Origin of the sequence: Flavobacterium algoriphilum, assembly GCF_048158655.1 — a bacterium.
Taxonomy (GTDB): Bacteria; Bacteroidota; Bacteroidia; order Flavobacteriales; family Flavobacteriaceae; genus Flavobacterium; species Flavobacterium algoriphilum.
In genome coordinates, this window is the sequence record NZ_JBLNKY010000001.1 from 516,722 (window position 1) to 543,711 (window position 26,990).

Sequence of the window (26,990 nt, forward strand, 5' to 3'; positions counted from 1 at the left end):
GTCGCAGTCGCAGTTGCAGTTGTAAAACTGAAAACTGCGACTGCAAACTGAATACTTTCTAAAGCATTCCTAATTCTAATTTTGCTTCTTCGCTCATTAAGTCTTTGCTCCAAGGCGGATCAAAAGTAATTTCTACTTCCGCATCTTTTACATTAGCAATCGATTTCACTTTTTCTTCTACTTCTCTTGGTAAGCTTTCTGCAACAGGGCAGTTTGGGGAAGTAAGTGTCATCAGGATTTTTACTTCGTAATCTGTATTGACCATTACGTCATAAATCAACCCTAATTCGTAAATATCTACAGGAATCTCCGGATCGTAAATAGTCTTTAATATTTTTACGATTGATTCTCCTAATTCGGCAGTGTCTATTTGTTGTTCCATTTTTTTTTTTTTAACAATTTATTTTTTATTATTTTTTAAACCACATAAGAAATATAAGTTCATTAAAGTTTTTTTATTCTTCCTCTAATCTTCTATATAATTCATTAACGTAGGTTTTTTGTCCTTCATTGTAAATATTTACAACATTATAATTTATCATTAATCCAATTGGCGCTTCCAAAAGATTCATATAAGACATTAATTTTGCAACGTGAACTGGTAAAATCTTGTCAGAGGCTTTAAGTTCTAATACTAAACATTTTTCAATAAATAAATCACATCTTAAATCAGATTCTAATTCTAAACCTTTGTACTCTATTGGAATTGTTAATTCAGATTGAAAATTAATTTCTCTCAAAGACAATTCCTTAATCATACATTTATGATAAATACTTTCTAAAAGACCAGGCCCTAAATGTTTATGCACTTCTATTGCAGCTCCATTAACTCGGTAAACTAAATCTTTCAAGTATTTTTTTGTAACCATATGTAAAATTAATTTTAAAAATCAACAAAAATTTATTTGGGTTTATGTTAGATCTCTATAAATGGGATAAACTTTTTAAGTTATTTACGATCTTCTTAAATGACCTTAAATTACTTATATGTTTAAATGAATCTAAATGTTTTAAGATTAATTCTGCGAGTTGAATGCCAAAGCATACATTTTTATATTTTTTATCATGGAAACCAATCCATTGGCGCGAGTAGGCGATAAATGTTCTTTCAAACCTATTTCGTCAATAAAACCCAAGTCGGCTTCCAAGATATCAGAGGCTTTTTGATTCGAAAAAGTACGAATTAATATAGCTATAATTCCTTTTGTCAAAATGGCATCACTATCGGCAGTGAAAACAATTTTATCGTCTTTTTTTTCACCCTGCAACCACACTTTTGATTGGCAACCTTTAATCAAATTGTTTTCTGTTTTGAATTCTTCTTTTATCAAAGGAAGATTTTTTCCTAATTCAATAATGTATTCATAACGTTCCATCCAGTCGTCAAACATTGAGAACTCATCAACTATTTCTTCTTGTATGTCTTTAATTTTCATAGTATGCTGAATTTATTTCAGTATTATTCTTTTTTAGCAAATGAAGTTATTTTGTTTACGAATTTTTTAATTTCTTTTGGTGGAAAACCATGATCGAAACCGGTCGTTTCATACGTTTTGTCTTTGTAGGTGATTTTCAAATTGGCAATTGCCGCACCGTCATAAAACCGTTTTTCAGTTGGCGCTTTTAATTTTGCTAAACTGTCCAATTTCACGCTTTTAAAAAATTCCACTAATTCTTTCCAATCAGCATCCGTTATTTTTGCGGGTACCGGTTTGTCGTTTCCATTTCTATCTTTTGAAACTGTTACTATCTGATTTTTTACCGTTATTTTTTGATATGAACCTCTAGTATTGGCGACATACTCAACTACAGCCGTTTCTATATCCTGTTTTTTTTGGGCTTCACATCCTTTTCCAAGAAAAATAGTAAGGAATAAAACAGATAGTATTTTCATGGTTTTAAATTTTTAAGACAACATGAGTTGCGCTTTTTTTATAGCTTCAACCATAGCGTCAATTTCTTCTTTGGTATTATAAAAAGCAAATGAAGCTCGTATCGTTCCCGGAATACAAAAGAAATTCATAATTGGTTGCGCACAATGGTGGCCGGTTCGTACGGCTATTCCTAATTTGTCAATTATCGTACCAATATCATACGGATGAATTCCTGCAATATTAAATGAAATTACGGAAGTTTTTTCGGCTGATGTACCAAAGATTTTTAATCCTTCAATTTCCAATAAGCGTTGTGTGCCATAAGCCAACAGCTCTTTTTCCTGTTTTTGAATGTTTTCGAAACCAACTTCATTCAAATAATCAATGGCAGTTCCCAGAACAATACCGCCGGCAATATCAGGTGTTCCCGCTTCAAATTTATGTGGCAAATCAGCATAAGTCGTTTTCTCGAAAGTCACTTCCTTAATCATTTCGCCCCCACCTTGATAGGGCGGTAATTTGTTCAACCACGCTTCTTTTCCGTATAAAATCCCAGTTCCAGTTGGACCACACATTTTATGTCCCGAAAAAGCATAAAAATCACAATCTAATTCCTGAACATCGGGTTTTAAATGTGGAACGGCTTGCGCGCCGTCAATTAAAATTGCTGCTCCAACTTCATGTGCTTTGTCAATCATGTATTTAATTGGATTGACTGTCCCCAATGCATTCGAAATATGATTTACAGTAACGATTTTAGTTTTATTCGAAAGTAATTTGTCATATTCGGACATAATCAATTCACCATCGGCATTCATTGGAATTACTCGTAAAGTCGCACCAGTTTTCTCGCATAACATTTGCCAAGGCACAATATTACTATGATGTTCCAATGCCGAAACTACAACTTCATCTCCTGGTTTTAAAATCGAAGCAAATCCATTGGAAACCAAATTAATTCCATGTGTTGTTCCTGAAGTAAATAGCACCTCATGAGCAAATTTTGCGTTGATGTGATTTTGAATTTTACCACGGGAAGCTTCGTAGGCATCGGTTGCTAATTGGCTCAAAGTGTGAACGCCACGATGAATATTGGCATTAATTTCCTGATAATATTTTGAAATCGCATCAATCACAACTTGTGGTTTTTGCGAAGTAGCTCCGTTATCGAAATAAACTAACGGCTTACCGTTTACTTTCTGGGAAAGGATTGGGAAGTCGGCTCTGATTTTATTTATATCTAACATTTTATCTACTTGTTTTTATTGTTTTTTATTGGTCAGATAGAACGCCAATATTTAACATTTTTTAGATAACCCAATTTGCTATTGGCGTTATATTATTTAGAATTTTTCTAAATACAAAAGTAGTGAAATTGGAATTAATTTTTGGCAAACACTTGTTAATAAACTTCATTTTCTTAATCCGACAACGGTTCAAAAAAATGTGACTCTTTTTTATTAAATTGCTTTAAATTAATTTTTTATGAAAAAACTTTTTAAGGTTGTTGGTTTTGCCTCTTTTGTAGGAATCTTTTATTTTGGGTTCACTACTTATCCAAAACTGGATTTGATTTCTGGCTTTTCAGCCAAAAGTATCGCTTCGGGACATTTTATTGATAATCGTTCCCAGGAAATGATTGAGAAAGGGGATAATGATATCGATTTGATTGATTTGGCCAAAAACAAAATTGAGGATATCGGACAATATGCTGCCGCTTCAGTTTATGGTTTGAAAGAACGAAAAGCGATTTACCGGGAAGGTTTGGGAGTGACTTTAATCAATGAAGATTTTGATGTTACCAAACCGTATTTGGTCCCCAAAAGAACAAAGATCAACAATGTTTTGGCTTTTCCTTATGGAAATAAAGAACCCAAAGACACGATTTTTAGTACTGTTGATTACGCCAAATTAAATTTGGCTGTCGGCAATGCTTTCGATAAAAAAGGGGAAATTAAGAAAAGAACACGTTCGGTTTTAGTGATTTATAAAGACAAAATCATTGCTGAAAAATATGATACGGGTTTCTACAAAAACAGTAAATTGTTAGGCTGGTCTATGACTAAAAGTATCACGAGCGCCTTATTTGGAATTCTTCAAAAACAAGGGAAATACAATATTTACAAACCGGCACCCATTAAGGAATGGCAAAATGATGAACGAAAAATCATTACCACCAATGATTTGCTCCACATGAATTCCGGTTTGGAATGGGAAGAGCAATATGATAAAATTAGTGATGTCACAAAAATGCTTTTTGAGGCCGAAGATATGTCACGCATTCAACTGGTGAAACAATCAGAGTTCAAACCGAATACACATTGGAATTATTCTTCGGGAACGACGAATTTGCTTTCCGGGATTTTACGACAACAATTCAAAACGCATCAGGAATATTTAGATTTCTGGTATTCCGCATTGATTGATAAAATAGGGATGAACTCGATGGTTGTAGAAACGGATATGGCAGGAAATTACGTGGGTTCGTCTTATGGTTGGGCAACTACACGGGATTGGTCAAAATTTGGGTTGTTGTATCTGCATAAAGGCAATTGGAACGGCGAACAAATTTTAGACAAAAGCTGGGTGGAATATACAGCAACTCCCACGAATACTTCAAACGGAAGATATGGCGGACACTTTTGGCTCAATGCCGGAGGAAGATTTCCCGATGTTCCTAGAGACATGTATTACTGCAGCGGTTTTCAAGGTCAGATGGTGGCAATTATTCCATCACTTGATTTAGTGATTGTACGTATGGGTTTGAAAGAAGAACCTGAATTTGATTTTAATGAAATGTTGAGTGGGATTGTGGGGAGTTTGCAAAAATAAAAAAAAACCTTTCAGAGTTTAAAACTCTGAAAGGGTTACTATGTAGTTTTTTTCTTAGGATGACTTTACAAATCAAATCCCAATTTCACGCCCAATTTATTGGCGATAATTGTAGTAATTCGTTTTTTAAGTTCCGGTATTTTTATGTTTTCGATAACGGCATTCGAGAACGCATACATCAATAACGCTTTAGCTTCTTTTTTAGGAATTCCACGTGCTTGCATGTAGAACATTGCCGTTTCGTCCAATTGCCCAACCGTACAACCGTGAGAACATTTTACGTCATCAGCAAAAATTTCCAATTGTGGTTTTGCGTTGATTGTCGCTTTGTCACTCAATAGAATGTTATTGCTTTTTTGGAAGGCATTCGTTTTTTGTGCGTCTTTCTCCACATACACTTTTCCGTTGAAAACTCCTGTAGAACGATCAGCATAAATTCCTTTATAATCTTGGAAACTTTCGCAATTTGGCGCCGAGTGTTTCACCAGGGTATAATGATCTACGTGTTGTTTTTCACCGATAATCGTAATTCCATTTAAAGTGCTTGTCAATCGTTCCCCAAAATGATAGAAATTCAAGTTGTTTCTCGTTAAGTTTCCTCCAAAAGAGAAGGTGTGAACAGAAACGTGACTTTCTTGTTTCTGAGAAACGTAAGTGTTATCAATTAAATTCGCTTCAAGGGTATCGTTTTGAATTTTGTAATAATCAACAATAGCACGTTTTTGAGCAAAAATCTCGGTAACGGAATTCGTTAACACTGGATTTTCGGTTAAACTTTGATGGCGCTCGATAATTTGAACATGTGAATTTTCACCCACTATCACTAAGTTTCTTGGTTGAACCAAAAGCGCCGCTTCATTTCCTGTTGAGAAATACATAATCTCAATAGGCTTGTCAGCCACTTTACTTTTTGGTACGTGGATATACGCTCCTTCATTGGCGAAAGCCGTATTCAGAGAAGTCAAACTTTCGTCAGTACTCGCTATTTTATTAAAATAGGTATCAATTACCATTTTGTATTTTGGTTTGTTCAGTGCTGATGACATCAAACAAACATCAATTCCTTCGTGTGTTGTTGACGATAAATGCGAACTGAAAATCCCGTCAATAAACACCACTTTATACGTGTCTATTTCGTGTAAAAAGTATTTTTTTACGTGGTTAAATTCAATTGCATTTTCTTGCTTTGGAAAAACGGTAAAGTCATTTTTTAAGATGGCGTTTAGCGATGTGTATTTCCAAGCTTCATCTTTTTTGGTTGGGAAACCTTTATTTTCAAAGTTTTTTATAGCTGAAGTTCTCACATCATGAAGTTCAGATTGAACATCGACACGCTCTTCGAAAGCCATAAAAGAGGATAGTAATTTTTCTTTCAATTCCATATTCTTTATTGTTTAAAGTTTAAGGTTTCAAAGTTTAAAGTTGTCTTGTGGTAACTTTAAACTTTGAACTTTAAACAAAATTTATGCTTCTTGTTCTTGTTTAATCCAGTCGTATCCTTTTTCTTCCAGTTCATGGGCTAATTCTTTTCCACCGGATTTTACAATTTTTCCATTGTACAATACATGAACGAAATCAGGAACGATATAGTCTAATAATCTTTGGTAGTGCGTAATAACTACGATTGCATTTTTGTCGCTTTTTAGTTTGTTAACGCCATTTGCAACAATACGTAATGCATCAATGTCAAGGCCAGAATCGGTTTCATCAAGAATAGCCAATTTTGGTTCCAACATTGCCATTTGGAAAATTTCGTTACGTTTTTTCTCCCCACCAGAAAATCCTTCGTTTAAAGAACGGGAAAGAAATTTTCTGTCTATTTCTAATAATTCTGATTTCTCCCGAATCACTTTTAGCATTTCGTTGGAAGGCATTTCTTCCTGACCGTTAGCTTTACGCGTTTCATTGATTGCTGTTCTGATGAAGTTAGTTACTGAAACTCCTGGAATTTCTACCGGATATTGAAAAGATAAGAACACTCCTTTGTGTGCTCTTTCTTCCGGTGCCAATTCAGAAAGGTCTTCACCGTCTAAAGAGATTTCGCCTTCAGTTACTTCGTAGTTTTCGTTTCCTGCAATGATGGAAGCCAATGTGCTTTTTCCAGCACCGTTTGGTCCCATTATCGCGTGAATTTCTCCCGCTTTTACTTCAAGATTGATTCCTTTTAATATTTCTTTGTCACCTATGGAGGCGTGTAAATTTTTTATTGATAACATAAACGTCTTGTTTTTATAAGGTCTTAAAAAGGTTATCCTACAGATCCTTCTAACGAAATTTCTAATAATTTTTGTGCTTCTACGGCGAATTCCATTGGTAACTTATTCAAAACCTCTTTGCTGAAACCGTTTACGATTAAGGCAATGGCTTTTTCGGTTGGAATTCCGCGTTGGTTGCAATAGAAAACTTGGTCTTCGCCAATTTTACTTGTCGTAGCCTCATGTTCGATTTTTGCCGATGGATTTTTACTTTCGATGTAAGGGAAAGTATGTGCTCCACAATTGTTCCCCATTAATAAGGAATCGCATTGTGAAAAGTTTCTGGCATTATCCGCTCTGGCACTAATTTGCACTAAACCACGGTAACTGTTTTGTGATCTTCCTGCAGAAATCCCTTTAGAGATAATAGTCGATTTAGTGTCTTTACCTAAATGGATCATTTTGGTTCCTGTATCGGCTTGTTGGAAATTATTGGTTACAGCAATCGAGTAAAATTCTCCCACTGAATTATCTCCTTTTAAAATAACCGAAGGATATTTCCAAGTTATAGCGGAACCAGTCTCTACCTGTGTCCAAGAAATTTTCGCGTTTTTCTCGCAAATTCCTCTTTTGGTCACAAAATTGAAAACTCCGCCTTTTCCTTCTTTATTTCCTGGATACCAGTTTTGAACGGTAGAATATTTTATTTCGGCACCGTCTAATGCAATTAATTCTACTACGGCAGCGTGCAATTGATTTTCATCACGACTTGGAGCAGTACAGCCTTCCAAGTATGAAACATAACTACCTTCGTCAGCAACTAATAATGTTCGTTCGAATTGTCCTGTTCCTGCTTGATTGATTCTGAAATAAGTCGAAAGTTCCATTGGGCAACGAACGCCTTTTGGAATATAACAGAAAGAACCATCAGAGAAAACTGCCGAATTCAGCGCCGCATAAAAGTTATCTTTCTGTGGCACAACCGTTCCTAAATATTTACGAACTAATTCTGGATGCTCTTTAATAGCTTCAGAAATACTCATAAAGATAATTCCTTTCTCTCCTAATGTTTTCTTGAAAGTAGTCGCTACTGAAACTGAATCTACCACAATATCCATGGCTACATTATTCATCATCTTTTGCTCATCAACAGAGATACCTAACTTTTTATACATTTCTAAAAGTTCAGGATCCACATCTTCCAATGTTTTATTGGGATCTACCGCTTTTGGGGCAGAATAATAAGAAATGGCCTGAAAATCAGGTTTGGTATAATGCACATTGGCCCATTCTGGTTCCGTCATTAGTTTCCAAGCACGAAAAGCCTCGAGACGCCAATCGGTCATCCATTGTGGCTCTCCTTTTTTGTGCGAAATGGCCCTAACGATATCTTCATTTAAACCAATAGGAAACGTTTCTGATTCTAATTCGGTATAAAAGCCGTATTCGTATTCTTTAGTTTCGAGTTCGATTTTTAAGTCGTCTTCGGTATATTTTGACATATTTTTTTATTTAATGTTTTACAAAGAAAACGATTCTCCGCAACCACAAGTTCTATTGGCATTTGGGTTGTTGAAAATAAATCCTTTACCATTTATTCCTCCTGAAAATTCTAATATTGTTCCGGCTAAGTATAGAAAAGATTTTTTTTCTACAGCAATGGTTATATCGTTGTCAACAAAAATCTTATCGTCTTCGTTTTTCGTTTTATCAAATTTTAAATCATAAGACAATCCAGAACATCCGCCGCTTTTTACACCAACTCTTACGTAGTCAGTTGCAGCATCAAAACCATCATCTTTCATTAAAACGATGATTTTTTTTCTTGCAGTGTCAGAAACTTTTATCATAGCTTATATTGATTTTGTCTAAATTAAGGACAAAGATAGTGCATAAAAATCTTTTTCCATAATTGATGACATTTTTATAGCTAATGTCAAAATAGAAAAAACCTATTCGAGACCGATTAAAGCGTTTGAATTCCTTAACTTTGATTCCTCTCGATAAAAGAAAATACATGAAATTATATCCTATAGAAACTGGGAATTTTAAATTAGATGGTGGTGCGATGTTTGGAGTTGTTCCAAAAGCGATTTGGAATAAAACCAATCCGGCCGATGAAAATAACCTGATTGATATTGCGGCACGATGCCTATTAATTGAAGATGGTAATAAATTGATTTTGATTGATACCGGAATGGGAAACAAACAATCCGAGAAATTTTTTGGCTATTATTCGCTTTGGGGAACCCATTCCATGGATAAATCGTTGGCTAAATATGGTTTTCATCGGGATGATATTACCGATGTTTTTATGACGCATTTGCATTTTGATCATTGCGGTGGAAGTGTGCAATGGAATACTGAAAAAACAGGATATGAACCGGCTTTTAAAAAGGCTAAGTTTTGGAGTAATGACAGCCATTGGGAATGGGCAACAAAACCAAATCCCAGAGAAAAAGCATCTTTTTTATCCGAAAATATTTTGCCTATGCAAGAAAGCGGGCAGCTCCACTTCATCCAAAAACCGGAAGGTGATTTCCTCGAAAAATCGGAACTGGGTTTTGGTATATTCTTTGCCGATGGACATACCGAAAAACAAATGATTCCACACATTCAATATAAGGAGAAGACCATCGTTTTTTGTGCTGATTTATTGGCAACAGCCGGACACATTCCAATTCCTTATGTGATGGGGTATGATACCAGACCACTTCTAACATTAGACGAGAAATCAAAATTCATGAACGCCGCTGCCGAAAATAATTACTATTTATTTTTGGAACACGATGCCCACAACGAAATCATAACTGTTGAAAAAACAGAAAAAGGAGTTCGGTTAGCGTCAGTTTTCACCTGTGACCAAATCCTAACATAATGTTAATCCTAAATATTTTTGTAACAAAATAATTTATTTTAGACTAATTTTTTAACTTTAAAAACGTACACATGAATAGCATTAAACCCATTTATATTTCTGTATTTGCATTATTAGCTCTTGCAGGCTGCGGTGCTTCTAAACAAATTTCTAGTTCTACAGCAACAGCCACTGCGATAAGTGCGCCGTTAAACATTAAAAAAGTGGTGTCTATTAGCGAAAACGATTTGAAACGTTGGAGTCATTTAGATATCGTAAAAGATACTATTCCGGGAATGAGTGTTGATAAAGCGTATGCTGAATTATTGAAAGATAAAAAGGGTGTAAAAGTGATCGTGGGGATTGTAGATTCTGGAGTTGACATTGAGCACGAAGATTTAAAATCGGTTGTTTGGACTAATAAAAAAGAGATAGCCGGAAACGGAATTGATGATGATAAAAACGGGTATGTAGATGATATTCACGGTTGGAATTTTCTTGGAGACCTTACTAAGGAACATTATGAGTATGAGCGAATTATCAAAAGCAAGAATCTTGTTGACGAAGTAACCTATCATGAAGCAAAAACTTTTAGTGATACTAAAATGGCAGATGCGGCTAAAGGAAAAGCGCGTTCGGAACAAATGTTAATGGCCCTAAACGAGAATGATGGCATTTTAGTGAAGCATTTTGGAAAATCGGTTTATACGATTGAAGAGGTAAAAGCAATTGTTTCAAAAGAAACGGAAATGCAAAAAAGTAAGGCTGCCATGGAACAAATGTTTTCTTATGGGATGCCTATAGCGGAACTGAAAGTTGCTGTTCAAAAACAACTTAATGGTTTTGATACACTATTAAATGGAGAAAATTTAAAGATAGATTACAGAAAAGTTGTTGGAGATAATCCTGAAGATATAACGGATACCAAATACGGGAACAATAATGTTATGGGGCCGGACAAGAATGGAATTCTTCATGGAACTCATGTTGCCGGAATTGTTGCTCAAACCAGAAACAACACAATAGGAGGTGATGGAGTAGCAAATAATGTTGAAATTCTAACAGTTCGTGCAGTGCCAGATGGAGATGAATATGACAAAGATATTGCACTTGGAATTCGGTATGCGGTTGATAATGGCGCTAAAGTAATTAATGGAAGTTTTGGAAAAAGCTTTTCACCTCACAAACAATGGGTTTATGATGCTATCAAATATGCCGAGAAAAAGGATGTATTAATTGTTCATGCAGCTGGAAATGATGCAAAAAATATCGATACCGAAAATAATTTCCCTAACGATTCTGATGATAAAGTAACTGAATTTGCAGATAATGTAATCACAATTGGTGCCTTAAATTTTGAATATGGAAATAAAGTAGTGGCGCGATTTTCTAATTTTGGAAAAATTAATGTTGACGTTTTTGCACCTGGCGTAAAAATTTATGCTACCACACCAAATGATTCTTATAAATACTTACAAGGAACGTCAATGGCTTCGCCAAATGTTGCGGGAGTTGCTGCATTAATACGTTCGTATTATCCAAAATTATCGGCAAAACAGGTAAAACATATTTTAATGGATTCAGGGGTAGCAATTACAACAGATGTTATTGTTGGTGGAAAACCAAATGATACGCGATCTTTTACTACTTTATCTAAATCAGGAAAAATAGTAAATGCTTACAATGCCTTATTGATGGCAGAAAAAATGGCTAAAAAATAATAAATCAGTTTATTTATAAATGGAAGGGCAATTTGTCCTTCCATTTTACATTTAATCCAGATAAGAATTTCCTCTGATAGCATTTCTTTACACGAACAAATCTTAATGGAGTGTTAATCCATTTAAATTCTGTCACAAAAAAACATAATTTAGGCCCACATTTAATTTAATTTTTTTATAAATGAACCATATCAAACCAATTTATTATTCTGCCGTTGCTCTTTTTGCATTAGTGGGATGTAATGCTCAAAAACAAGTTTCCAAAATAAGTACACCTATAACTATAAGTTCGCCGTTAATCATTAAGAAAGTTGCTCCTATAAGTGAAGCTGATTTAAAACGTTGGAGTCATTTAGATTTAGTGAAAGATACGATTCCCGGAATGAGTGTTGATAAAGCGTATTCCGAATTATTGAAAAATAAAAAAGGAGTAAAAGTTATTGTAGGGATTGTAGATTCAGGAGTTGATATTGATCATGAAGATTTAAAATCAGTGATTTGGACCAATACCAAAGAAATTGCCGCAAACGGAATTGACGATGATAATAATGGGTTTGTAGATGATATTCATGGCTGGAATTTCCTTGGAGATTCAGGATTTGAAAATCTAGAAATGACTCGTATGCTGAAAAAAGCAGATGATGGATCCGTAACATATAAAAATGCTAAAGCAGATTATGAAAAGAAATATAATGAAGCTTTAGAAGGGAAACAACAAGTAGATTTTCTTTTGAATACCAATAAAGTGATTCAAACCTATTTAAAGAAAGACGATTACACACTTGAAGAATTGAATGCAATTGTGAGCACTGATGAAGCTTTGAATAAAAGTAAAATGATTATGACGCGCGTTATTGGGCAGTCAGGACCAAAATTTACCGCCGATATCGAAGAATATAGAAAGTATATTTACGACCAATTGAATTATAATTTAAACAAAGAATTTAATGGAAGAAAAGTGGTTGGCGATAATCCGGATGATATAAACGATACCAAGTATGGAAACAATGTTGTTTATGGACCGGATAAAGAAGAAGCCTTGCATGGAACTCACGTTGCCGGAATTATTGCTCAGGTGAGAAACAACAATATTGGAGGTGATGGAGTTGCAAATAATGTTGAAATTATGGCTGTAAGAGCCGTTCCTAATGGCGATGAATATGATAAAGATATTGCTTTAGCGATTCGTTATGCGGTTGATAATGGTGCAAAAGTAATCAACGGAAGTTTTGGAAAAAGCTATTCTCCACACAAGCAATGGGTTTTTGATGCTATAAAATATGCTGAAAAGAAAGATGTTTTGTTTGTACATGCATCAGGAAATGACGGGAATGATATTGATTTGGAAAAAAACATCAATTTTCCAAATGATTCCGAAGACAATAAAATAGAGTTTGCCAATAATGTTTTAACTGTTGGGGCATTAAATAATGCGTATGGGGAAACGGTGGTAGCGCCATTTTCAAATTACGGTCCAATCAATGTAGATGTGTATGCTCCAGGAATGGAAATTTATGCTTCGGTTCCGAATAATAAATACAAATACGAACAAGGAACCTCTATGGCTTCGCCAAATGCAGCTGGAGTTGCCGCATTAGTTCGCTCCTATTATCCTAAATTATCAGCTAAGCAAGTAAAACAAATCCTAATGGATTCTGGAACACCTCTGCCGGCATCAGTAGAATTAGGGGAGAATAATGAAAAAAAATCGGCAACTGATACCTCAAAATCCGGAAAAATGGTCAATGCTTACAATGCTTTGATCTTAGCTGAAAAAATGTCTAAAAATTAAATTCAAATAGTTATTAATCTAATGGGAGGGCTTGAGCTCTTCCATTTTTTATTTTAAAAATGATGCGAAAACTCCTTTTACTGTCCTTTATAACGCTTAATTTTAGTGCTTTATTGGCGCAAAGTTCCACGTATTGGCAACAACATGTTGACTATAAAATGGACGTCACGATGGATGTGAAAAATTACCAATACAAAGGAAAACAGGAAATAGTGTATACCAATAATTCTCCTGACACTTTAAGAAAAGTGTACTACCATTTATTCAATAATGCTTTCCAACCCGGAAGTGAAATGGATGCAAGAATCCAAAGTATCAAAGATCCGGATGGGAGAATGGTCAGCAAAATAAAAGTGGACGGTAAAGAGGTCAAAGAAAGCCGAATCAAAACATTGAAACCTAACGAAATTGGCTATTTGAAAATCACTAATTTTAAACAAGACGGAATTGTCGCTTCCGCAAAAACGGTGGGAACAATTCTTGAGGTTACTTTGGCAAAGCCAATTCTACCGAATTCAAAAACTACTTTTACGTTGGATTTTGACGGTCAGGTTCCAGTGCAAATTCGTCGTTCCGGAAGAAATAATGTGGAAGGAATAGCATTATCGATGGCACAATGGTACCCAAAAATTGCCGAATTCGATTTTGAAGGGTGGCATGCAGATCCTTATATCGCCAGAGAATTTCAAGGTGTCTGGGGAGATTTTGATGTAAATATTACTATTGACAAGGAGTACATTTTAGGGGGTTCCGGTTATTTGCAAAACCAAAACCAAATTGGACACGGATACCAAGACGCAGGAGTTACTGTAGTTTATCCAAAAAAAACAAAAACATTGACATGGCATTTTATTGCGCCAATGGTCCATGATTTTACTTGGGCTGCAGATAAAAATTATATCCATGATGTGGTCAAAGGGCCTAATAATGTTGATTTGCACTTCTTGTATAAAAATAATCCAAAGACGATGGAAAATTGGAAACAATTAGAGCCATTGATGTTCCGTGTGATGGATTTTTATAATAAAAACATTGGAAATTATCCATACAAACAATACTCCTTTATACAAGGGGGAGATGGTGGAATGGAATATGCCATGTGTACGCTGATGTTAGGGGATGGTACTTTAAAAGGAATTTTAGGAACTGCAACGCATGAGTTAGGGCATTCTTGGTTTCAACATATCTTGGCTTCAAATGAATCAAAACATCCTTGGATGGATGAAGGATTCACCACCTATGTTGAGGATTTGGTATTAAATGAGATGGCGGTCAAAAAAGAAGAAAATCCATTCAAAGGAAATTATTCCGCCTATTATAAATTAGTAGAATCAGGGAAAGAGCAACCACAAACGACTCATGGCGATCGTTATGATGAAAATCGTCCCTATAGTATTTCTTCTTATGTAAAAGGTAGTATTTTCTTGTCTCAATTAGGTTACGTGATTGGTCAGGATAATGTGGCAAAAACAATAAAAAAATACTACCAAGATTTTAAGTTCAAACATCCCACGCCTAATGATATCAAGAGAACTGCTGAGCGGGTTTCAGGAGCGAATTTAGATTGGTATTTGGTAGATTGGACGGAAACGACTAATACTATTGATTACGGAATTGCAGCTGTAAAAGATAATGCCGATAAAACTGTTGTAACATTAGAAAGAATTGGGAGAATGCCGATGCCAATCGAGTTGGCGGTGGAATATACTGATGGAAGCACAGAAAGTTTCTACATTCCATTGCGCATGATGAGTTTCGAAAAAGAAAATCCAAATCCAGGCGTGAAAAGAACGGTTCTTAATGATTGGGCTTGGGCGCAACCCACTTTTGAGTTTACGATTGCTAAACCGAAATCGACCATCAAGAAAATCACGATTGATCCAAGCGGTTTAATGGCCGATGTGAAACAAGCGAATAATGTTTATGAAATAAAGTAATTTTAAAAAGCCCTGAAAAGGGCTTTTTTTTTTATGGAAGTTGAGGTTTAGATTAAAACACTAACCTTTTAGCGAGTTACCGTCTAAATTTGAAATATTCAGCTAAAGGGTGTTCTTTGTTTTTTAACAAATCAGAAATCATTTGCATTCCAATTACAGAAAAAGTAATACCATTTCCTCCAAAACCCAAAACAAAACAGGCACTAGGAAAATTAGGATGCTTACCTATGTAAGGCAATCCGTCTTTGGTTTCTCCAAAAGTTCCTGCCCAGACAAAATCGGTTCTGAAATCATAATTCGGTAATATTTTTTTTTAAATACTTTTCCAATTTATTTGATTTCTCATTTAGTAAAGAATCTCTTTTTTTGGCATTTACAAAATCTTCATCCTCGCCACCAATTAGTAATCGGTTGTCGTCCGTGGTTCGCATATACATATAAGGCTTGGTAGTGTTCCAAAAAAGAGTATTGTTAAGATGGGACTGGTTATCTTCAAATCTTTCTCCCACAATGGCATAAGTGGAAAGTAGTTTTACAAAATTGTCTTTAATGATTTCCACAACCTCAAAACCATTGCAATAAAGTATTTTCTTGGCGGTAATGGTATTGCCATATTCGGTGATGACAGTTACTCCATCTTGTTTGTATTCTACTTTTTTGATATCAGTTTTATCGAAAATTTTTAATCCTTTTTCATGATTAAAAGCCAAAAGATCGTGTGTTAATTTAAAAGCATCAATACTGGCACCTTGTTCAGAGAGGATTCCCTCATAAGAATTTTTAAGTTGATATCTTTTTTCTATTTCGTCACGTTCCAACCATTTTACAGGTATTCCAATTTTTTTTCGGGCTTCATATTCTTTTTTTAACCAAGTTACATCTTTTTTAAATGAAGCATAATAAAGCGATTCTTTTTTCTTGAACCCACAATCAGATTTTACTTCTTCTACTATTTTTTTCAAATCATCAATTGATTTATGACACGCCCAATAACTTTCAACAGCGGCTTTTTCGCCAATCATATCAATAAGCTGGTATAAAGGAACATCAATTTCATATTGCAGCATCGATGTGGTAGCCGAACTGCTTCCGTGGCCAATTTCTCTGCGGTCTACCAGTATGGTTTTGTATCCATCCACCATACATTGGTGTGCTATAAGACTCCCTGTTATTCCGCCACCTACGATTAAAATTTCGGTTTCCATGTCTGCTCTTAACGAAGGATACGAGTCGATGATTCCATTTTTAACTAACCAAAAGGGTTCGCTTGATTTTAGTTTCATGGTGCTGTGGTTTTAATCAAATTTAGGAAAAAATAGTTTTTAAAAGGCTACTTATGAAGGAACTATATTCAATGTATATAAATATAGGTATAAAACAAATCGGGTTTTAAAAACAAGAAATTTTTCTAATTTTTAAAACTCGACTATATTAAAATGGCAGTATTATGCTTTTTCTTTGCTTAAGTTTTTCAACATATCCACAGTCATGGATTCCAAATCAAATTTGTGTTTCCAATTCCAATCTTTTCTGGCTTCCGTATCATCAATACTTGCGGGCCAGCTATCGGCTATTTTTTGACGAAAGTCAGGTTGGTACGTAACAGTAAATTCAGGAATGTGTTTTTTGATTTCTGCGGCAATCTCTGTTGGTGTAAAACTCATCGCCGCTAGATTATATGAGGAGTGAATTTTTATTTGTTCAACTGGCGCCTGCATAATTTGTATCGTTGCAGCAATGGCGTCATCCATATACATCATCGGCATTTTGGTTTCGGAGGATAAAAAGCATTCGTATGTTTTGTCCGAAAGTGCTTTATGGAAAATATCTACCGCATAATCCGTAGTTCCGCCGCCAGGAGGGGTAGCCCAGCTAATTAAACCGGGATAACGAATGCTTCGCACATCAACGCCAAAAATATTGTGGTAATACTCACACCATCTTTCACCCGATTGTTTGCTGATTCCATAAACTGTTGAAGGTTCCATAATGGTATATTGTGGTGTGTTTTCTTTGGGCGTTGTGGGACCAAAAACAGCAATACTGGAAGGCCAGAATATCTTTTTTATTTTTTTGGCTTTCGCCAAATTCAAAACGTGAAACAAGGAATTCATATTCAGATCCCATGCAAAAGCCGGATTTTTCTCCGCTGTTGCCGATAACAGTGCCGCCATTAAATAGATTTCATCGATTTTGTGAATCTCTACAAGATGCTCAATTTGATTAAAATCCAGCGCATTTATGACTTCGAAAGGACCCGAATTGACTACGTCATTATTCAGTTTCCGGATATCAGAAGCAATTACGTTTTCGGTCCCATATATTTTTCGCAATTTATAAGTAAGTTCCGTTCCAATTTGTCCACAAGCGCCGATAATCAATATTTTAGTACTCATTTTGTCTGTTTTGAAATACAAAGATAACGTTTTCGTAAATAACACAAATTTGATATTAAAAGTTATGAATTTACTAAAATGGTATTTAAAATGAGTGTAAAATTCTTAATTTTTGTTTTTTTAAATACAAAAACAGCTTCAAGAATATTAGATTGTTATTCCGATGCCTTAATTCGTAATTGTAAATTTACTTCGTAACTTTGTACTTTAATAAAAATTAAAATGAAAGGAGCATAATGAGAATTTTATGCGGACAGTATGGAAGATGTAGGCGACTATATGTAACCACAAAAACAATAAATAGTTACAGATGAAATACAATATAACGATCTTCTTTTTTATAATTTTCATTTTGTTCTCGTGCAAAAATGACAATCAGAAACGCATTGCCGAGAATAGGAAAGAGATCAAAAAAAGAGAAATCATATTTAAAAACATAGAAAAAGGCTGGGATTTTTATGATACCCCTATAACCGAGGCTTCCGAAAAAAGCATCGCTACTTGGAATGAATTACGGATGTTTTTAGCTGAATTAGCTCAAAAGCCAAAAAAAACCATTGGTGCTTTTCAAAAAAAATCGAAAGAACTTTCTAAAAAAGCAATGGCTTTAAATGAGAATATTCCTTTAGAGTTTAGTAAGCCCCAGGTAAAAAGTAGAATTTCGACTTTAATCACTAAAGTGCGATTGCTGGAGTTATTCATTCATTTGGATAATATTCCTGATAAAAAAGTGTCACAGTTAGTTGCGGAAATTAATTTGGAATTGGTTTCCCTGCAAAGACAAATGGACAAAATTGTAGAAAAAAGCAAAATTCCTGTTGAAGAAGGAGAATCTGATTTATTGAAAATGATGGATACTACAAGAGCAATTCCTAATACACCAATCGACCCAAATCTACCCCGCGTTGAGTAAAAAAACCTTATATAACATTTACGATAATTCGCCAAAAACCCAGCAAATTGTCACTCGTTTATTGGAAAATAATCAAGTAAAAATGCACCTTTCCGGATTACTCGGATCGGCGCTTTCCTTTGTAATTCGATCCGTCTTTAAGAAATCGGAACTTCCTTTTTTGGTTGTTTTAAACAATAAAGAAGAAGCGGCTTATTATTTGAATGACCTCGAACAGCTGGTTGGTGACCAAGATGTTTTGTTCTATCCCGGTTCGTATCGTCGTCCGTATCAAATTGAAGAAACCGATAATGCCAATGTTTTGCTTCGCGCCGAAGTTCTCAATAGAATCAATTCCCGCAAAAAACCGGCAATTATTGTGACCTATTCCGAAGCATTATTCGAGAAAGTGGTGACTCGAAAAGAATTGGATAAAAACACTTTGAAAGTATCGGTTGGAGACAAAATTTCTATTGATTTTATCAACGAAGTATTGTTCGAATACGAATTCAAAAGAGTTGATTTTATTACGGAACCGGGAGAATTTTCCGTTCGTGGCGGAATTGTCGATGTGTTTTCTTTTTCAAATGATAATCCGTACCGAATAGAGTTTTTTGGAGACGAAGTGGAGAGCATCCGTAGTTTCGATGTAGCGACCCAATTGTCGATTTTACAACAGAAGAAAATTACGATAATTCCAAATGTGGAGAATAAAGTTTTTCAGGAAAATCGGGAAAGTTTCTTGGATTATATCTCAGAGAAAACAGTAATATTTATCCAGAATACCGATGATTTTTTATCGCAATTAGACAAACAATTTGGCAAAGCCGAAGAAGCTTTCGCAAAATTATCGCAGGAAATAAAACGATCTACACCTGAAGAATTGTTCTTGAATCAAGCGGAGTTTATTAAAAGAGCGTTGGATTTTTCCATTGTGGAATTGAGTTCGAAAGCTATTTTTAGGACCACCAAAAAATTCGAATTTCACATTCAGCCGCAACCGTCTTTCAACAAACAATTTGATTTGTTATTGAATAATCTGAATGAGAATCATTTTAATGGGTACAAAAATTATTTGTTTTGTTCAAATGATGCGCAAGCCAAACGATTTCATGATATTTTTGAAACGTTGGATGAAGCTAATTCAGAGAATATCAGAAAGCAATATCATACCGTTGTTTTGCCTTTGTACCAAGGATTTATTGACGAGGAAAACCAAATTACCTGCTACACTGACCATCAGATTTTTGAGCGTTATCATAAATTCAGCATCAAAAACGGCTATTCGAAAAAACAGAATATCACTTTAAAAGAACTGACGACATTATCTGTTGGCGATTACGTGACGCATATCGATCACGGAATCGGGCGTTTTGGAGGGTTACAAAAAATACAAGTCGAAGGCAAAACGCAAGAAGCCATCAAACTCGTTTATGCCGATAATGATATTGTGTATGTGAGCATTCATTCGCTGCATAAAATTTCCAAATACAACGGAAAAGACGGAACGCCGCCCAAAATTTACAAATTAGGATCGAACGCCTGGAAGATTTTAAAACAAAAAACCAAGGCACGCGTCAAACATATTGCATTCAATTTGATTCAGTTGTATGCCAAGCGACGATTGGAAAAAGGATTCCAGTTTGCGCCTGACAGTTATTTGCAAAATGAACTGGAAAGCTCGTTTATTTATGAAGATACGCCGGATCAAACCAAATCAACGGCAGAAGTAAAAGCCGATATGGAAAGTGACCGTCCGATGGATCGCTTGGTTTGTGGCGATGTTGGTTTTGGTAAAACCGAAGTTGCTATTCGTGCGGCTTTCAAAGCAGTAGACAATAGCAAACAAGTGGCGATATTAGTTCCTACAACCATTTTGGCATACCAACATTACAGAACTTTTACGGAACGATTGAAAGATATGCCGGTTTCTGTTGGGTATTTGAATCGTTTTAGAACGGCCAAACAAAAAGCGGAAACCTTAAAATTGTTAGCCGAAGGAAAACTCGATATTGTGATTGGAACACACCAATTGGTCAACAAAAATGTCGTTTTTAAAGATTTAGGATTGTTAATTGTAGATGAGGAGCAAAAATTTGGTGTCAACGTAAAAGACAAGCTCAAAACCATTGCGGCCAATGTGGATACGCTGACATTAACTGCAACGCCAATTCCGAGAACCTTGCAGTTTTCGCTAATGGCAGCACGCGATTTATCCGTGATTACAACACCACCGCCCAATAGATATCCTATTGAAACGAATGTAGTTGGTTTTAGTGAAGAATTGATTCGGGATGCGATTTCGTATGAAATTCAACGAAACGGACAAGTCTTTTTCATCAATAATAGAATAGAAAATATCAAAGAAGTCGCCGGAATGATTCAGCGCTTGGTGCCCAATGCCAAAGTTGGAATCGGTCACGGCCAAATGGAAGGAAGAAAACTGGAAGAATTGATGTTGGCTTTCATGAATGGAGAATTTGATGTTTTGGTGGCAACAACCATCATCGAAAGCGGATTGGATGTTCCCAATGCCAATACTATTTTCATCAATAATGCGAATAATTTCGGATTGTCTGATTTGCATCAAATGCGTGGTCGGGTGGGGCGTAGTAATAAGAAAGCGTTTTGTTATTTTATTTGTCCGCCGTATTCAGCAATGACAGATGATGCCAGAAAACGAATCCAGGCTTTGGAGCAATTCAGTGAACTAGGAAGCGGCTTCAATATTGCGATGAAAGATTTAGAGATTCGTGGTGCCGGAGATTTATTGGGTGGCGAACAAAGCGGTTTCATCAACGAGATTGGTTTTGATACCTACCAAAAGATCATGAATGAAGCCATAGATGAATTGAAAGAAAATGAATTCAAGGATTTGTATCCTGAGGAAAACAATTTGGAAACCAAAGAATACGTGAAAGACCTGCAAATCGATACCGATTTTGAGTTGTTATTCTCGGATGAATACATCAATAATGTTTCGGAACGATTGAGTTTGTACAATGAATTGGGTACGGTGAAAAACGAAGAAGAACTCATTATTTTCCAGAATAAACTGATTGATCGTTTTGGTCCTTTACCACCACGAGCCAATGCACTAATGAATAGCATTAGAATTAAATGGATTGCGACTCGCATTGGAATTGAGAAATTGGTGATGAAACAAGGCAAGATGATTGGGTATTTTGTGTCAGATCAACAATCGGATTATTATCAATCCAATCGTTTTCAGGATGTTTTGCAGTTTGTGCAAAAACACAGTTCTATTTGTAAAATGAAAGAAAAACAAACGCCAGCTGGTTTAAGGCTTTTGTTGACTTTTGACAATGTGAAGAATACTAGAATAGCATTGGAATTGATGGAGATGTTGGGCAAGTAAACGGCTTTTTCACCATTATCCTTTAGGGTTTAAATAATTGAATCCTTTTAAATCTGCAGAATCTTCGTGCCAATTTATTGTTTTCACGCAGATTTTGCAGATTTCTATTTTACCTTTTTAAGAATTGCTTATTGAATAACAACATTCAAGCACATAAAACAGTCAACCTTAAATGAACTTACATTTTTTATATGATTAAAAAGTATGATTTGAATTATGCAAATACTAGATTGATATTTACAATTGGATAACTTTACATCTGCACTAATTTTGCGGTATATTTATAATAAAATTATTTAAGATGGAATCAAAGAGAAACAAAATAACATTAGTAACCGGTGGAAGCCGCGGATTAGGGAAAGATATGGCTTTGAGCCTTGCCCAAAAAGGACTTGATGTAGTGTTAACCTACAACAGTAAAAAAGAAGAAGCGGAAGCGGTTGTAAAAGAAATCGAAAAACTGGGGCAAAAAGCAGCAGCCATTCAATTGAATGTTGCTGATGTGAGTAGTTTTGAATTGTTTTTTCAAAATGTAGCGAGTACTTTAAAAAACACTTTCGATACTGAAAAAATTGATTTTTTAATCAACAATGCGGGTGTTGGTCTTCACGAAAGTTTATTATCAACAACCACAGCTCAATTTGATGATTTGGTTAATATTCAATTTAAAGGGCCTTTTTTTCTAACTCAAAAAGCTTTAGGAATTATGAACGATGGCGGTGGAATTGTAAATATTTCATCAGGATTGACCCGTTTTTCATTTTCGGGATATGGTGCTTATGCAAGTATGAAAGGTGCGATGGAAACATTGACAAAATATCAAGCGAAAGAATTGGGAGAAAGAAAAATCAGAGTAAATATAGTGGCCCCGGGTGCAATAGCAACTGATTTTGGCGGTGGAGCGGTTCGCGATAATGAACAATTAAATCAATTTATTGCCTCAGTAACTGCATTAGGAAGAGTAGGTTTGCCTGAAGATATTGGAAGCGTAGTGGCCTTTTTATGTACAGACGATGCTAAATGGGTGAATGCGCAACGAATTGAAGTTTCAGGAGGAATGAATTTGTAATACCTAAATTATAAGTTTAAATGTTCAGGTAATTTTTAAACCCTATAAGATATGTAAGTTCATTTAAGTTGGACCATTTTGAATTTATAAATGGTATAATTGTGTCTTTACTTTTTAATGGATAATAAAAAAGGGTTTATGAAATCAATTCATAAACCTTTGTGTGTTTTTAAAGTAATTGTTTTTAGATTCGTATTTTATAATCACTTTTTTGGTAACGTCAAGATGATTCGTGTTAACATAAAAAAACACCTCGCGAGAGGTGTTTAAAACAAAACTCAAATTATATTAAAACTTATATTGTAATAAAATCTCATTTGTATTTTTAGCACTGGCCATCGTTGAAATAGTGCTCATTTCATAAGCATATCCAATGATAAATTTTTTGTTAAGAATGAAATTTGCCATTGCTGCATAGGCTTTATCAGTTCGATACAATGCACCAACTTCAAAATTGTTCTGTATTTGCAACATGGTGCTGAAATCAACAGAAAATGGAGCATCAGTAACATATCGGGCTAACACAGATGGTTTTAATACTAATGTACCTGCTGGATTAAGATTGAAATCATAACCTCCGCTTAAATAAACTCTAGGTTTATTGGTTTCTACTGTTGCATATCCATTATCATTTTTTGCGCTTTGGATATTCAGTAATTTTGGAACCGAAAGCGATACATAGAATTTTTCGCTTTTTAATAAGGCACCCGCACCAAAGTTGGGAGTAAAAGTGTGGATGGAACCAAAAGCAGGATCTGCTTCAACAGAATACAGTTGTAATCCAGCTGTATTTAGATTGAAATTAGTACTTCCAGCGTTGATGCCCAAATACAAATCGGTGCTTTGAGTCATTTTTACTTTATAAGATAAATTAATATCTACAGCCGTTTGTTTTTCTATAAAAGTGGAAGAATTGACTACTGCGATACCGAAGCCAAGATTATTTGCTATTGGCATACCAAAAGAAACTGCTTGAGTTTTTGGTGCATTGGCAATTCCGCTCCACTGATTTCTTAGGGAAGTTGTAATTACGGTTTGCTCATCAACACCTGCATAAGCGGGATTGATAACATTCATATGGTATTTGTAAAAAGCGAAAGAACCTTCTTGTTGGGCAAAAACCGAACTACCAATTAATAGTAATGCTACTGCCAATATATAATTTATTTTTTTCATGTTACTTTTTTATTTATAGATTATTTAGCAATGTAAAGCCACCCTTGTTTATCAATAGAACCATCATTACCTAAATCAATTTGATAGAAATAGGAACCTACAGCTACTATTGAACCGGTGTTTTTATGTTCTCCATTCCAATCATTTTGGTAATCATTAGAAAAATACACTTCTGCTCCTGTGCTGTTTAATACGCGCACAGAGGAATTAGGATGATGTATTAAATTATTTATAAACCAAGTGTCATTTTTACCATCTCCATTTGGAGAAAATCCTTCGGCTACATTTATTTCAACTAAATCACACGCATCGCCAGTTCCATCATGGTCAATATCTGCCTGATCTTGATTATATGTCGTAGGACAGTTATCATTTACATCCAAAACACCATCAAAATCATGGTCTTCATTATACACTTCGATTGTGAAATTCTTAGTAGTAGCGCCAATTAAATTAGTGGCAGTAACAGCATAACTGATTGCGGTTGTCTCCACAGTTGGTCTACCGCTTATTGCGCCTGTACTGGTATTAAAAGTCATTCCTGTGGATAAAGAAGGATTGATGCTAAAAGTCGATACTGGATTTGAAGTTACAGTTGGTACTACCGCTTCCATTACTATGTTTATTGGTAACCTAAGGTTTCCAGCATATGTTAAAGCAGTTGGTATTCCTTGTATTTCAATACTAATAGTTTTATTAGAAAAACCGTAATTATTAGTTGCTGATACTGTGTACGCTATTGCAGACTGAATGCTTGTTGGCGTCCCGCTGATGATACCTGTTACAGAGTCTAATCTAAGTCCTGCAGGTAATGCTGGATTTACAGTATAAACAAGATTGCCTAAACCTTCATTTACAGTAGGAACTAAGCTGGTAAAAGCTGTATTTGTAATAAAAACATTAGGAGTAATATAGTTTAATTTACTTGGTGCAGAAGGGATTAAAATACTATATTCTGCTGTCGTTTTATTAAAAATAATGTTATAAACACCGGTTTTCGGCACTGTTATAGGATTAGCATCAACTACCGCTGTTCCAGTTGGAAAGTTAGTTCCTCCCCAATTGTAAGGTAATGTCCAAGCATGATCTCCTCTGAATTTTAATGCTCCCGGTATTAATGAAACTCCATTAAGAGTATAAAGAATACCGTTTAAAGTTGTCATATCCGTGTCAGTTACCCAACCTCCTGGGGTTGCATCTCCAAAGATACTTATGGTTTGAAAGGTAAAACCATAAACTCCAGTCGTTTTATTAAAAGTGATATTATAAATACCTGTAGTTGCTATAGTTATAGCATTAGCGTCAACTATGGCTGTTCCAGTTGGAAAGTTTGTTCCTCCCCAATTGTAAGGCAAGGTCCAGGCATGATTTCCTCTAAATTTCAGTGCACCTTGTACCAGAGAAACTCCGTTAATTGTGTAGTGAATGCCATCTTTAGTTGCCATGTCAGTATCCGTATTCCATCCGCCAGGAGTTGCATCACCAATTAAACCTATTATTGTATATACTATTTGTGGGGTGGCAAATGAATAAGCTCCAGTCGTTTTATTAAAAGTAATATTATAAATACCTGCAGTTGCTATAGCTATGGGATTAGCATCAACTATTGCTGTTCCTGAAGGAAAGCTTGTTCCTCCCCAATTGTAAGGTAATGTCCAGCCGTGATCTCCTCTAAATTTTAATGCTCCTTGTGTTAAGGAAACTCCATTAAGGGTGTAAATGGTACCGTTAGTAGTTGTCATGTCAGTATCGGTTACCCAAGCTCCCGGAGTAGCGTCTCCAAATATACTTATCACTTGATAGTTTACCGGTGGAATCGCGATCGAATAGGCTCCAGTCGCTTTATTAAAAGTGATATTATAAATACCTGCAGTTGATACAGTTATAGGATTAGCATCAACGACCGCCGTTCCTGAAGGAAAGCTTATTCCACCCCAATTGTAAGGTAATGTCCAAGCATGATCTCCTCTAAATTTCAATGCTCCCAGTATTAAAGAAACACCGTTAAGCGTATAAGTAGTCCCGTCTGTAGTTGTCATATCCGTATCGGTTACCCAAGCTCCCGGAGTTGCATCACCGAATATACTTATAGTTTGAAAGGAAAAACTATAAACACCTGTCGTTTTATTAAAAGTAATGTCATATTTTCCTGCAGTTGGTACAGTTATAGGACTAGCATCAACTATCGCTGTTCCAGACGGAAAGCTTGTTCCTCCCCAATTGTAAGGTAGAGTCCAAGCATGATCGCCTCTAAATTTCAATGCGCCTGAAACCAAGTTAACTCCTTTTAGCGTGTAGGTAGTTCCATTGGTGGTTGTCATATCAGTATCGGTTACCCAAGCTCCCGGAGTTGCATCCCCAAAAATGCTTATTACTTGAAAGCTTGCTTGTGAAACGGCAAACGAATAAACCCCAGTAGTGCTATTAAAAGTAATATCATAGTTACCTGGAGTTGGTATCGTTATAGGATTAGCATCAACTACTGCTGTTCCTGAAGGGAAAGCAGTGCCTCCCCAATTGTAGGGTAATGTCCATTCGTGGTTTCCTCTAAATTTCAATGCTCCTGGAATCAAAGCAACTCCTTTAAGAGTATAAATCGTTCCATCGGTGGTAACCATATCAGTATCAGTCACCCAAGCTCCGGGAGTTGCATCTCCAAATATACTTATCGTTAGAAAAGCGGTACTCTGTTTTTCAACCGAAATAAGCGATGGCTTTTTTGCATTTGCAAAAGAAATTGTCAAAAGACAAATAATAAAAAAGAGTAATTTCTTTTTCATAGTTTTTGGTTTTTAAGTTAGTAATAGTAATTATTATTTTTGTGATTCTGTTTAATAAACCATATTACAAAACAGGTAATTTGCAATATG

At 35.4% G+C, this 26,990-nt stretch carries 21 protein-coding genes; 8 read left to right on the forward strand and 13 right to left on the reverse strand.

All coding sequences use genetic code 11. From position 1 onward, the window contains the following. Positions 1 to 58: 58 nt before the first annotated feature. The 5 genes from ACM55G_RS02255 to ACM55G_RS02275 all read right to left on the reverse strand — a co-directional run bounded on the left by ACM55G_RS02255 (position 59) and on the right by ACM55G_RS02275 (position 3,121). On the reverse strand, positions 59 to 382 hold the full coding sequence (locus ACM55G_RS02255) for an SUF system Fe-S cluster assembly protein (protein WP_416842278.1): 324 nt from the start codon (positions 380 to 382) through the stop codon (positions 59 to 61). A 73-nt stretch (positions 383 to 455) separates the two neighbouring features. Further along, the gene (locus tag ACM55G_RS02260) at positions 456 to 869 is read right to left on the reverse strand and encodes a GxxExxY protein (protein WP_416842279.1); all 414 of its coding nucleotides are present in this window, start codon (positions 867 to 869) and stop codon (positions 456 to 458) included. 147 nt (positions 870 to 1,016) lie between these two features. After that, positions 1,017 to 1,436, reverse strand: coding sequence for a SufE family protein (locus ACM55G_RS02265; protein ID WP_416842280.1), 420 nt, complete (start codon positions 1,434 to 1,436; stop codon positions 1,017 to 1,019). A 23-nt stretch (positions 1,437 to 1,459) separates the two neighbouring features. Beyond that, a complete protein-coding gene (locus ACM55G_RS02270) occupies positions 1,460 to 1,894 on the reverse strand; it encodes a hypothetical protein (RefSeq protein ID WP_416842281.1) in 435 nt (144 codons plus the stop codon). A 12-nt stretch (positions 1,895 to 1,906) separates the two neighbouring features. Beyond that, positions 1,907 to 3,121, reverse strand: coding sequence for an aminotransferase class V-fold PLP-dependent enzyme (locus ACM55G_RS02275; RefSeq protein ID WP_416842282.1), 1,215 nt, complete (start codon positions 3,119 to 3,121; stop codon positions 1,907 to 1,909). Between the two features lie 238 nt (positions 3,122 to 3,359). Between ACM55G_RS02275 and ACM55G_RS02280 the strand changes: the two genes are divergently transcribed. Further along, positions 3,360 to 4,706 carry a serine hydrolase domain-containing protein gene (locus ACM55G_RS02280; protein WP_416842283.1) on the forward strand — a complete coding sequence of 449 codons (1,347 nt, stop codon included), beginning with the start codon at positions 3,360 to 3,362 and terminating at the stop codon, positions 4,704 to 4,706. 65 nt (positions 4,707 to 4,771) lie between these two features. Here ACM55G_RS02280 and sufD read toward each other — a convergent pair whose 3' ends face one another. The 4 genes from sufD to ACM55G_RS02300 form a co-directional block, all read right to left on the reverse strand. Next, on the reverse strand, positions 4,772 to 6,088 hold the full coding sequence (sufD, locus tag ACM55G_RS02285; RefSeq protein WP_416842284.1) for a Fe-S cluster assembly protein SufD: 1,317 nt from the start codon (positions 6,086 to 6,088) through the stop codon (positions 4,772 to 4,774). Between the two features lie 81 nt (positions 6,089 to 6,169). After that, complete coding sequence (gene sufC / locus ACM55G_RS02290) at positions 6,170 to 6,922, reverse strand: Fe-S cluster assembly ATPase SufC (RefSeq protein WP_416842285.1); 753 nt, start codon at positions 6,920 to 6,922, stop codon at positions 6,170 to 6,172. A gap of 32 nt (positions 6,923 to 6,954) precedes the next feature. Then, the gene (sufB, locus tag ACM55G_RS02295) at positions 6,955 to 8,403 is read right to left on the reverse strand and encodes a Fe-S cluster assembly protein SufB (RefSeq protein ID WP_416842286.1); all 1,449 of its coding nucleotides are present in this window, start codon (positions 8,401 to 8,403) and stop codon (positions 6,955 to 6,957) included. A gap of 18 nt (positions 8,404 to 8,421) precedes the next feature. Then, complete coding sequence (locus tag ACM55G_RS02300; protein ID WP_416842287.1) at positions 8,422 to 8,751, reverse strand: HesB/IscA family protein; 330 nt, start codon at positions 8,749 to 8,751, stop codon at positions 8,422 to 8,424. 167 nt (positions 8,752 to 8,918) lie between these two features. On the opposite strand from ACM55G_RS02300, the gene ACM55G_RS02305 reads away from it, so the two are divergent. The 4 genes from ACM55G_RS02305 to ACM55G_RS02320 all read left to right on the forward strand — a co-directional run bounded on the left by ACM55G_RS02305 (position 8,919) and on the right by ACM55G_RS02320 (position 15,208). Continuing rightward, a complete protein-coding gene (locus ACM55G_RS02305) occupies positions 8,919 to 9,779 on the forward strand; it encodes an MBL fold metallo-hydrolase (RefSeq protein WP_416842288.1) in 861 nt (286 codons plus the stop codon). Between the two features lie 71 nt (positions 9,780 to 9,850). Beyond that, on the forward strand, positions 9,851 to 11,479 hold the full coding sequence (locus tag ACM55G_RS02310; protein WP_416842289.1) for a S8 family peptidase: 1,629 nt from the start codon (positions 9,851 to 9,853) through the stop codon (positions 11,477 to 11,479). A 181-nt stretch (positions 11,480 to 11,660) separates the two neighbouring features. Further along, entirely contained in the window at positions 11,661 to 13,271 is a 1,611-nt protein-coding gene (locus ACM55G_RS02315) for a S8 family peptidase (RefSeq protein ID WP_416842290.1), read from the forward strand. Between the two features lie 62 nt (positions 13,272 to 13,333). Continuing rightward, positions 13,334 to 15,208 (forward strand): M1 family metallopeptidase, encoded by a 1,875-nt coding sequence (locus ACM55G_RS02320; RefSeq protein ID WP_416842772.1) that lies wholly within the window; start codon positions 13,334 to 13,336, stop codon positions 15,206 to 15,208. A gap of 290 nt (positions 15,209 to 15,498) precedes the next feature. Here the strand turns inward: ACM55G_RS02320 and ACM55G_RS02325 are convergent, their stop codons facing one another. Further along, complete coding sequence (locus tag ACM55G_RS02325; protein WP_416842291.1) at positions 15,499 to 16,491, reverse strand: NAD(P)/FAD-dependent oxidoreductase; 993 nt, start codon at positions 16,489 to 16,491, stop codon at positions 15,499 to 15,501. 162 nt (positions 16,492 to 16,653) lie between these two features. Continuing rightward, positions 16,654 to 17,604 carry an L-threonine 3-dehydrogenase gene (locus tag ACM55G_RS02330; RefSeq protein WP_416842292.1) on the reverse strand — a complete coding sequence of 317 codons (951 nt, stop codon included), beginning with the start codon at positions 17,602 to 17,604 and terminating at the stop codon, positions 16,654 to 16,656. Positions 17,605 to 17,914: 310 nt separating this feature from the next. Between ACM55G_RS02330 and ACM55G_RS02335 the strand changes: the two genes are divergently transcribed. The 3 genes from ACM55G_RS02335 (at position 17,915) to ACM55G_RS02345 (ending at position 22,944) form a co-directional block, all read left to right on the forward strand. Next, positions 17,915 to 18,517 (forward strand): hypothetical protein, encoded by a 603-nt coding sequence (locus ACM55G_RS02335; protein ID WP_416842293.1) that lies wholly within the window; start codon positions 17,915 to 17,917, stop codon positions 18,515 to 18,517. Further along, complete coding sequence (mfd, locus tag ACM55G_RS02340) at positions 18,510 to 21,875, forward strand: transcription-repair coupling factor (RefSeq protein ID WP_416842294.1); 3,366 nt, start codon at positions 18,510 to 18,512, stop codon at positions 21,873 to 21,875. Before ACM55G_RS02335 ends, mfd begins: the two co-directional genes overlap by 8 nt. Before the next feature lie 301 nt (positions 21,876 to 22,176). Next, entirely contained in the window at positions 22,177 to 22,944 is a 768-nt protein-coding gene (locus ACM55G_RS02345) for an SDR family NAD(P)-dependent oxidoreductase (RefSeq protein ID WP_416842295.1), read from the forward strand. A gap of 288 nt (positions 22,945 to 23,232) precedes the next feature. On the opposite strand, the gene ACM55G_RS02350 is transcribed toward ACM55G_RS02345, so the two are convergent. Beyond that, positions 23,233 to 24,120, reverse strand: a complete 888-nt coding sequence (locus tag ACM55G_RS02350) for a PorP/SprF family type IX secretion system membrane protein (protein WP_416842296.1) — start codon at positions 24,118 to 24,120, stop codon at positions 23,233 to 23,235. 20 nt (positions 24,121 to 24,140) lie between these two features. Then, entirely contained in the window at positions 24,141 to 26,900 is a 2,760-nt protein-coding gene (locus ACM55G_RS02355) for a T9SS type B sorting domain-containing protein (RefSeq protein ID WP_416842297.1), read from the reverse strand. Positions 26,901 to 26,990: the final 90 nt, after the last annotated feature.

Coding starts and splice junctions, on each gene's coding strand:
- ACM55G_RS02255 (WP_416842278.1), bottom strand. CDS start 382: ATGGAACAACAAATAGACACTGCCGAATTAGGAGAATCAATCGTAAAA.
- ACM55G_RS02260 (WP_416842279.1), bottom strand. CDS start 869: ATGGTTACAAAAAAATACTTGAAAGATTTAGTTTACCGAGTTAATGGA.
- ACM55G_RS02265 (WP_416842280.1), bottom strand. CDS start 1,436: ATGAAAATTAAAGACATACAAGAAGAAATAGTTGATGAGTTCTCAATG.
- ACM55G_RS02270 (WP_416842281.1), bottom strand. CDS start 1,894: ATGAAAATACTATCTGTTTTATTCCTTACTATTTTTCTTGGAAAAGGA.
- ACM55G_RS02275 (WP_416842282.1), bottom strand. CDS start 3,121: ATGTTAGATATAAATAAAATCAGAGCCGACTTCCCAATCCTTTCCCAG.
- ACM55G_RS02280 (WP_416842283.1), top strand. CDS start 3,360: ATGAAAAAACTTTTTAAGGTTGTTGGTTTTGCCTCTTTTGTAGGAATC.
- sufD (WP_416842284.1), bottom strand. CDS start 6,088: ATGGAATTGAAAGAAAAATTACTATCCTCTTTTATGGCTTTCGAAGAG.
- sufC (WP_416842285.1), bottom strand. CDS start 6,922: ATGTTATCAATAAAAAATTTACACGCCTCCATAGGTGACAAAGAAATA.
- sufB (WP_416842286.1), bottom strand. CDS start 8,403: ATGTCAAAATATACCGAAGACGACTTAAAAATCGAACTCGAAACTAAA.
- ACM55G_RS02300 (WP_416842287.1), bottom strand. CDS start 8,751: ATGATAAAAGTTTCTGACACTGCAAGAAAAAAAATCATCGTTTTAATG.
- ACM55G_RS02305 (WP_416842288.1), top strand. CDS start 8,919: ATGAAATTATATCCTATAGAAACTGGGAATTTTAAATTAGATGGTGGT.
- ACM55G_RS02310 (WP_416842289.1), top strand. CDS start 9,851: ATGAATAGCATTAAACCCATTTATATTTCTGTATTTGCATTATTAGCT.
- ACM55G_RS02315 (WP_416842290.1), top strand. CDS start 11,661: ATGAACCATATCAAACCAATTTATTATTCTGCCGTTGCTCTTTTTGCA.
- ACM55G_RS02320 (WP_416842772.1), top strand. CDS start 13,334: ATGCGAAAACTCCTTTTACTGTCCTTTATAACGCTTAATTTTAGTGCT.
- ACM55G_RS02325 (WP_416842291.1), bottom strand. CDS start 16,491: ATGAAACTAAAATCAAGCGAACCCTTTTGGTTAGTTAAAAATGGAATC.
- ACM55G_RS02330 (WP_416842292.1), bottom strand. CDS start 17,604: ATGAGTACTAAAATATTGATTATCGGCGCTTGTGGACAAATTGGAACG.
- ACM55G_RS02335 (WP_416842293.1), top strand. CDS start 17,915: ATGAAATACAATATAACGATCTTCTTTTTTATAATTTTCATTTTGTTC.
- ACM55G_RS02345 (WP_416842295.1), top strand. CDS start 22,177: ATGGAATCAAAGAGAAACAAAATAACATTAGTAACCGGTGGAAGCCGC.
- ACM55G_RS02350 (WP_416842296.1), bottom strand. CDS start 24,120: ATGAAAAAAATAAATTATATATTGGCAGTAGCATTACTATTAATTGGT.
- ACM55G_RS02355 (WP_416842297.1), bottom strand. CDS start 26,900: ATGAAAAAGAAATTACTCTTTTTTATTATTTGTCTTTTGACAATTTCT.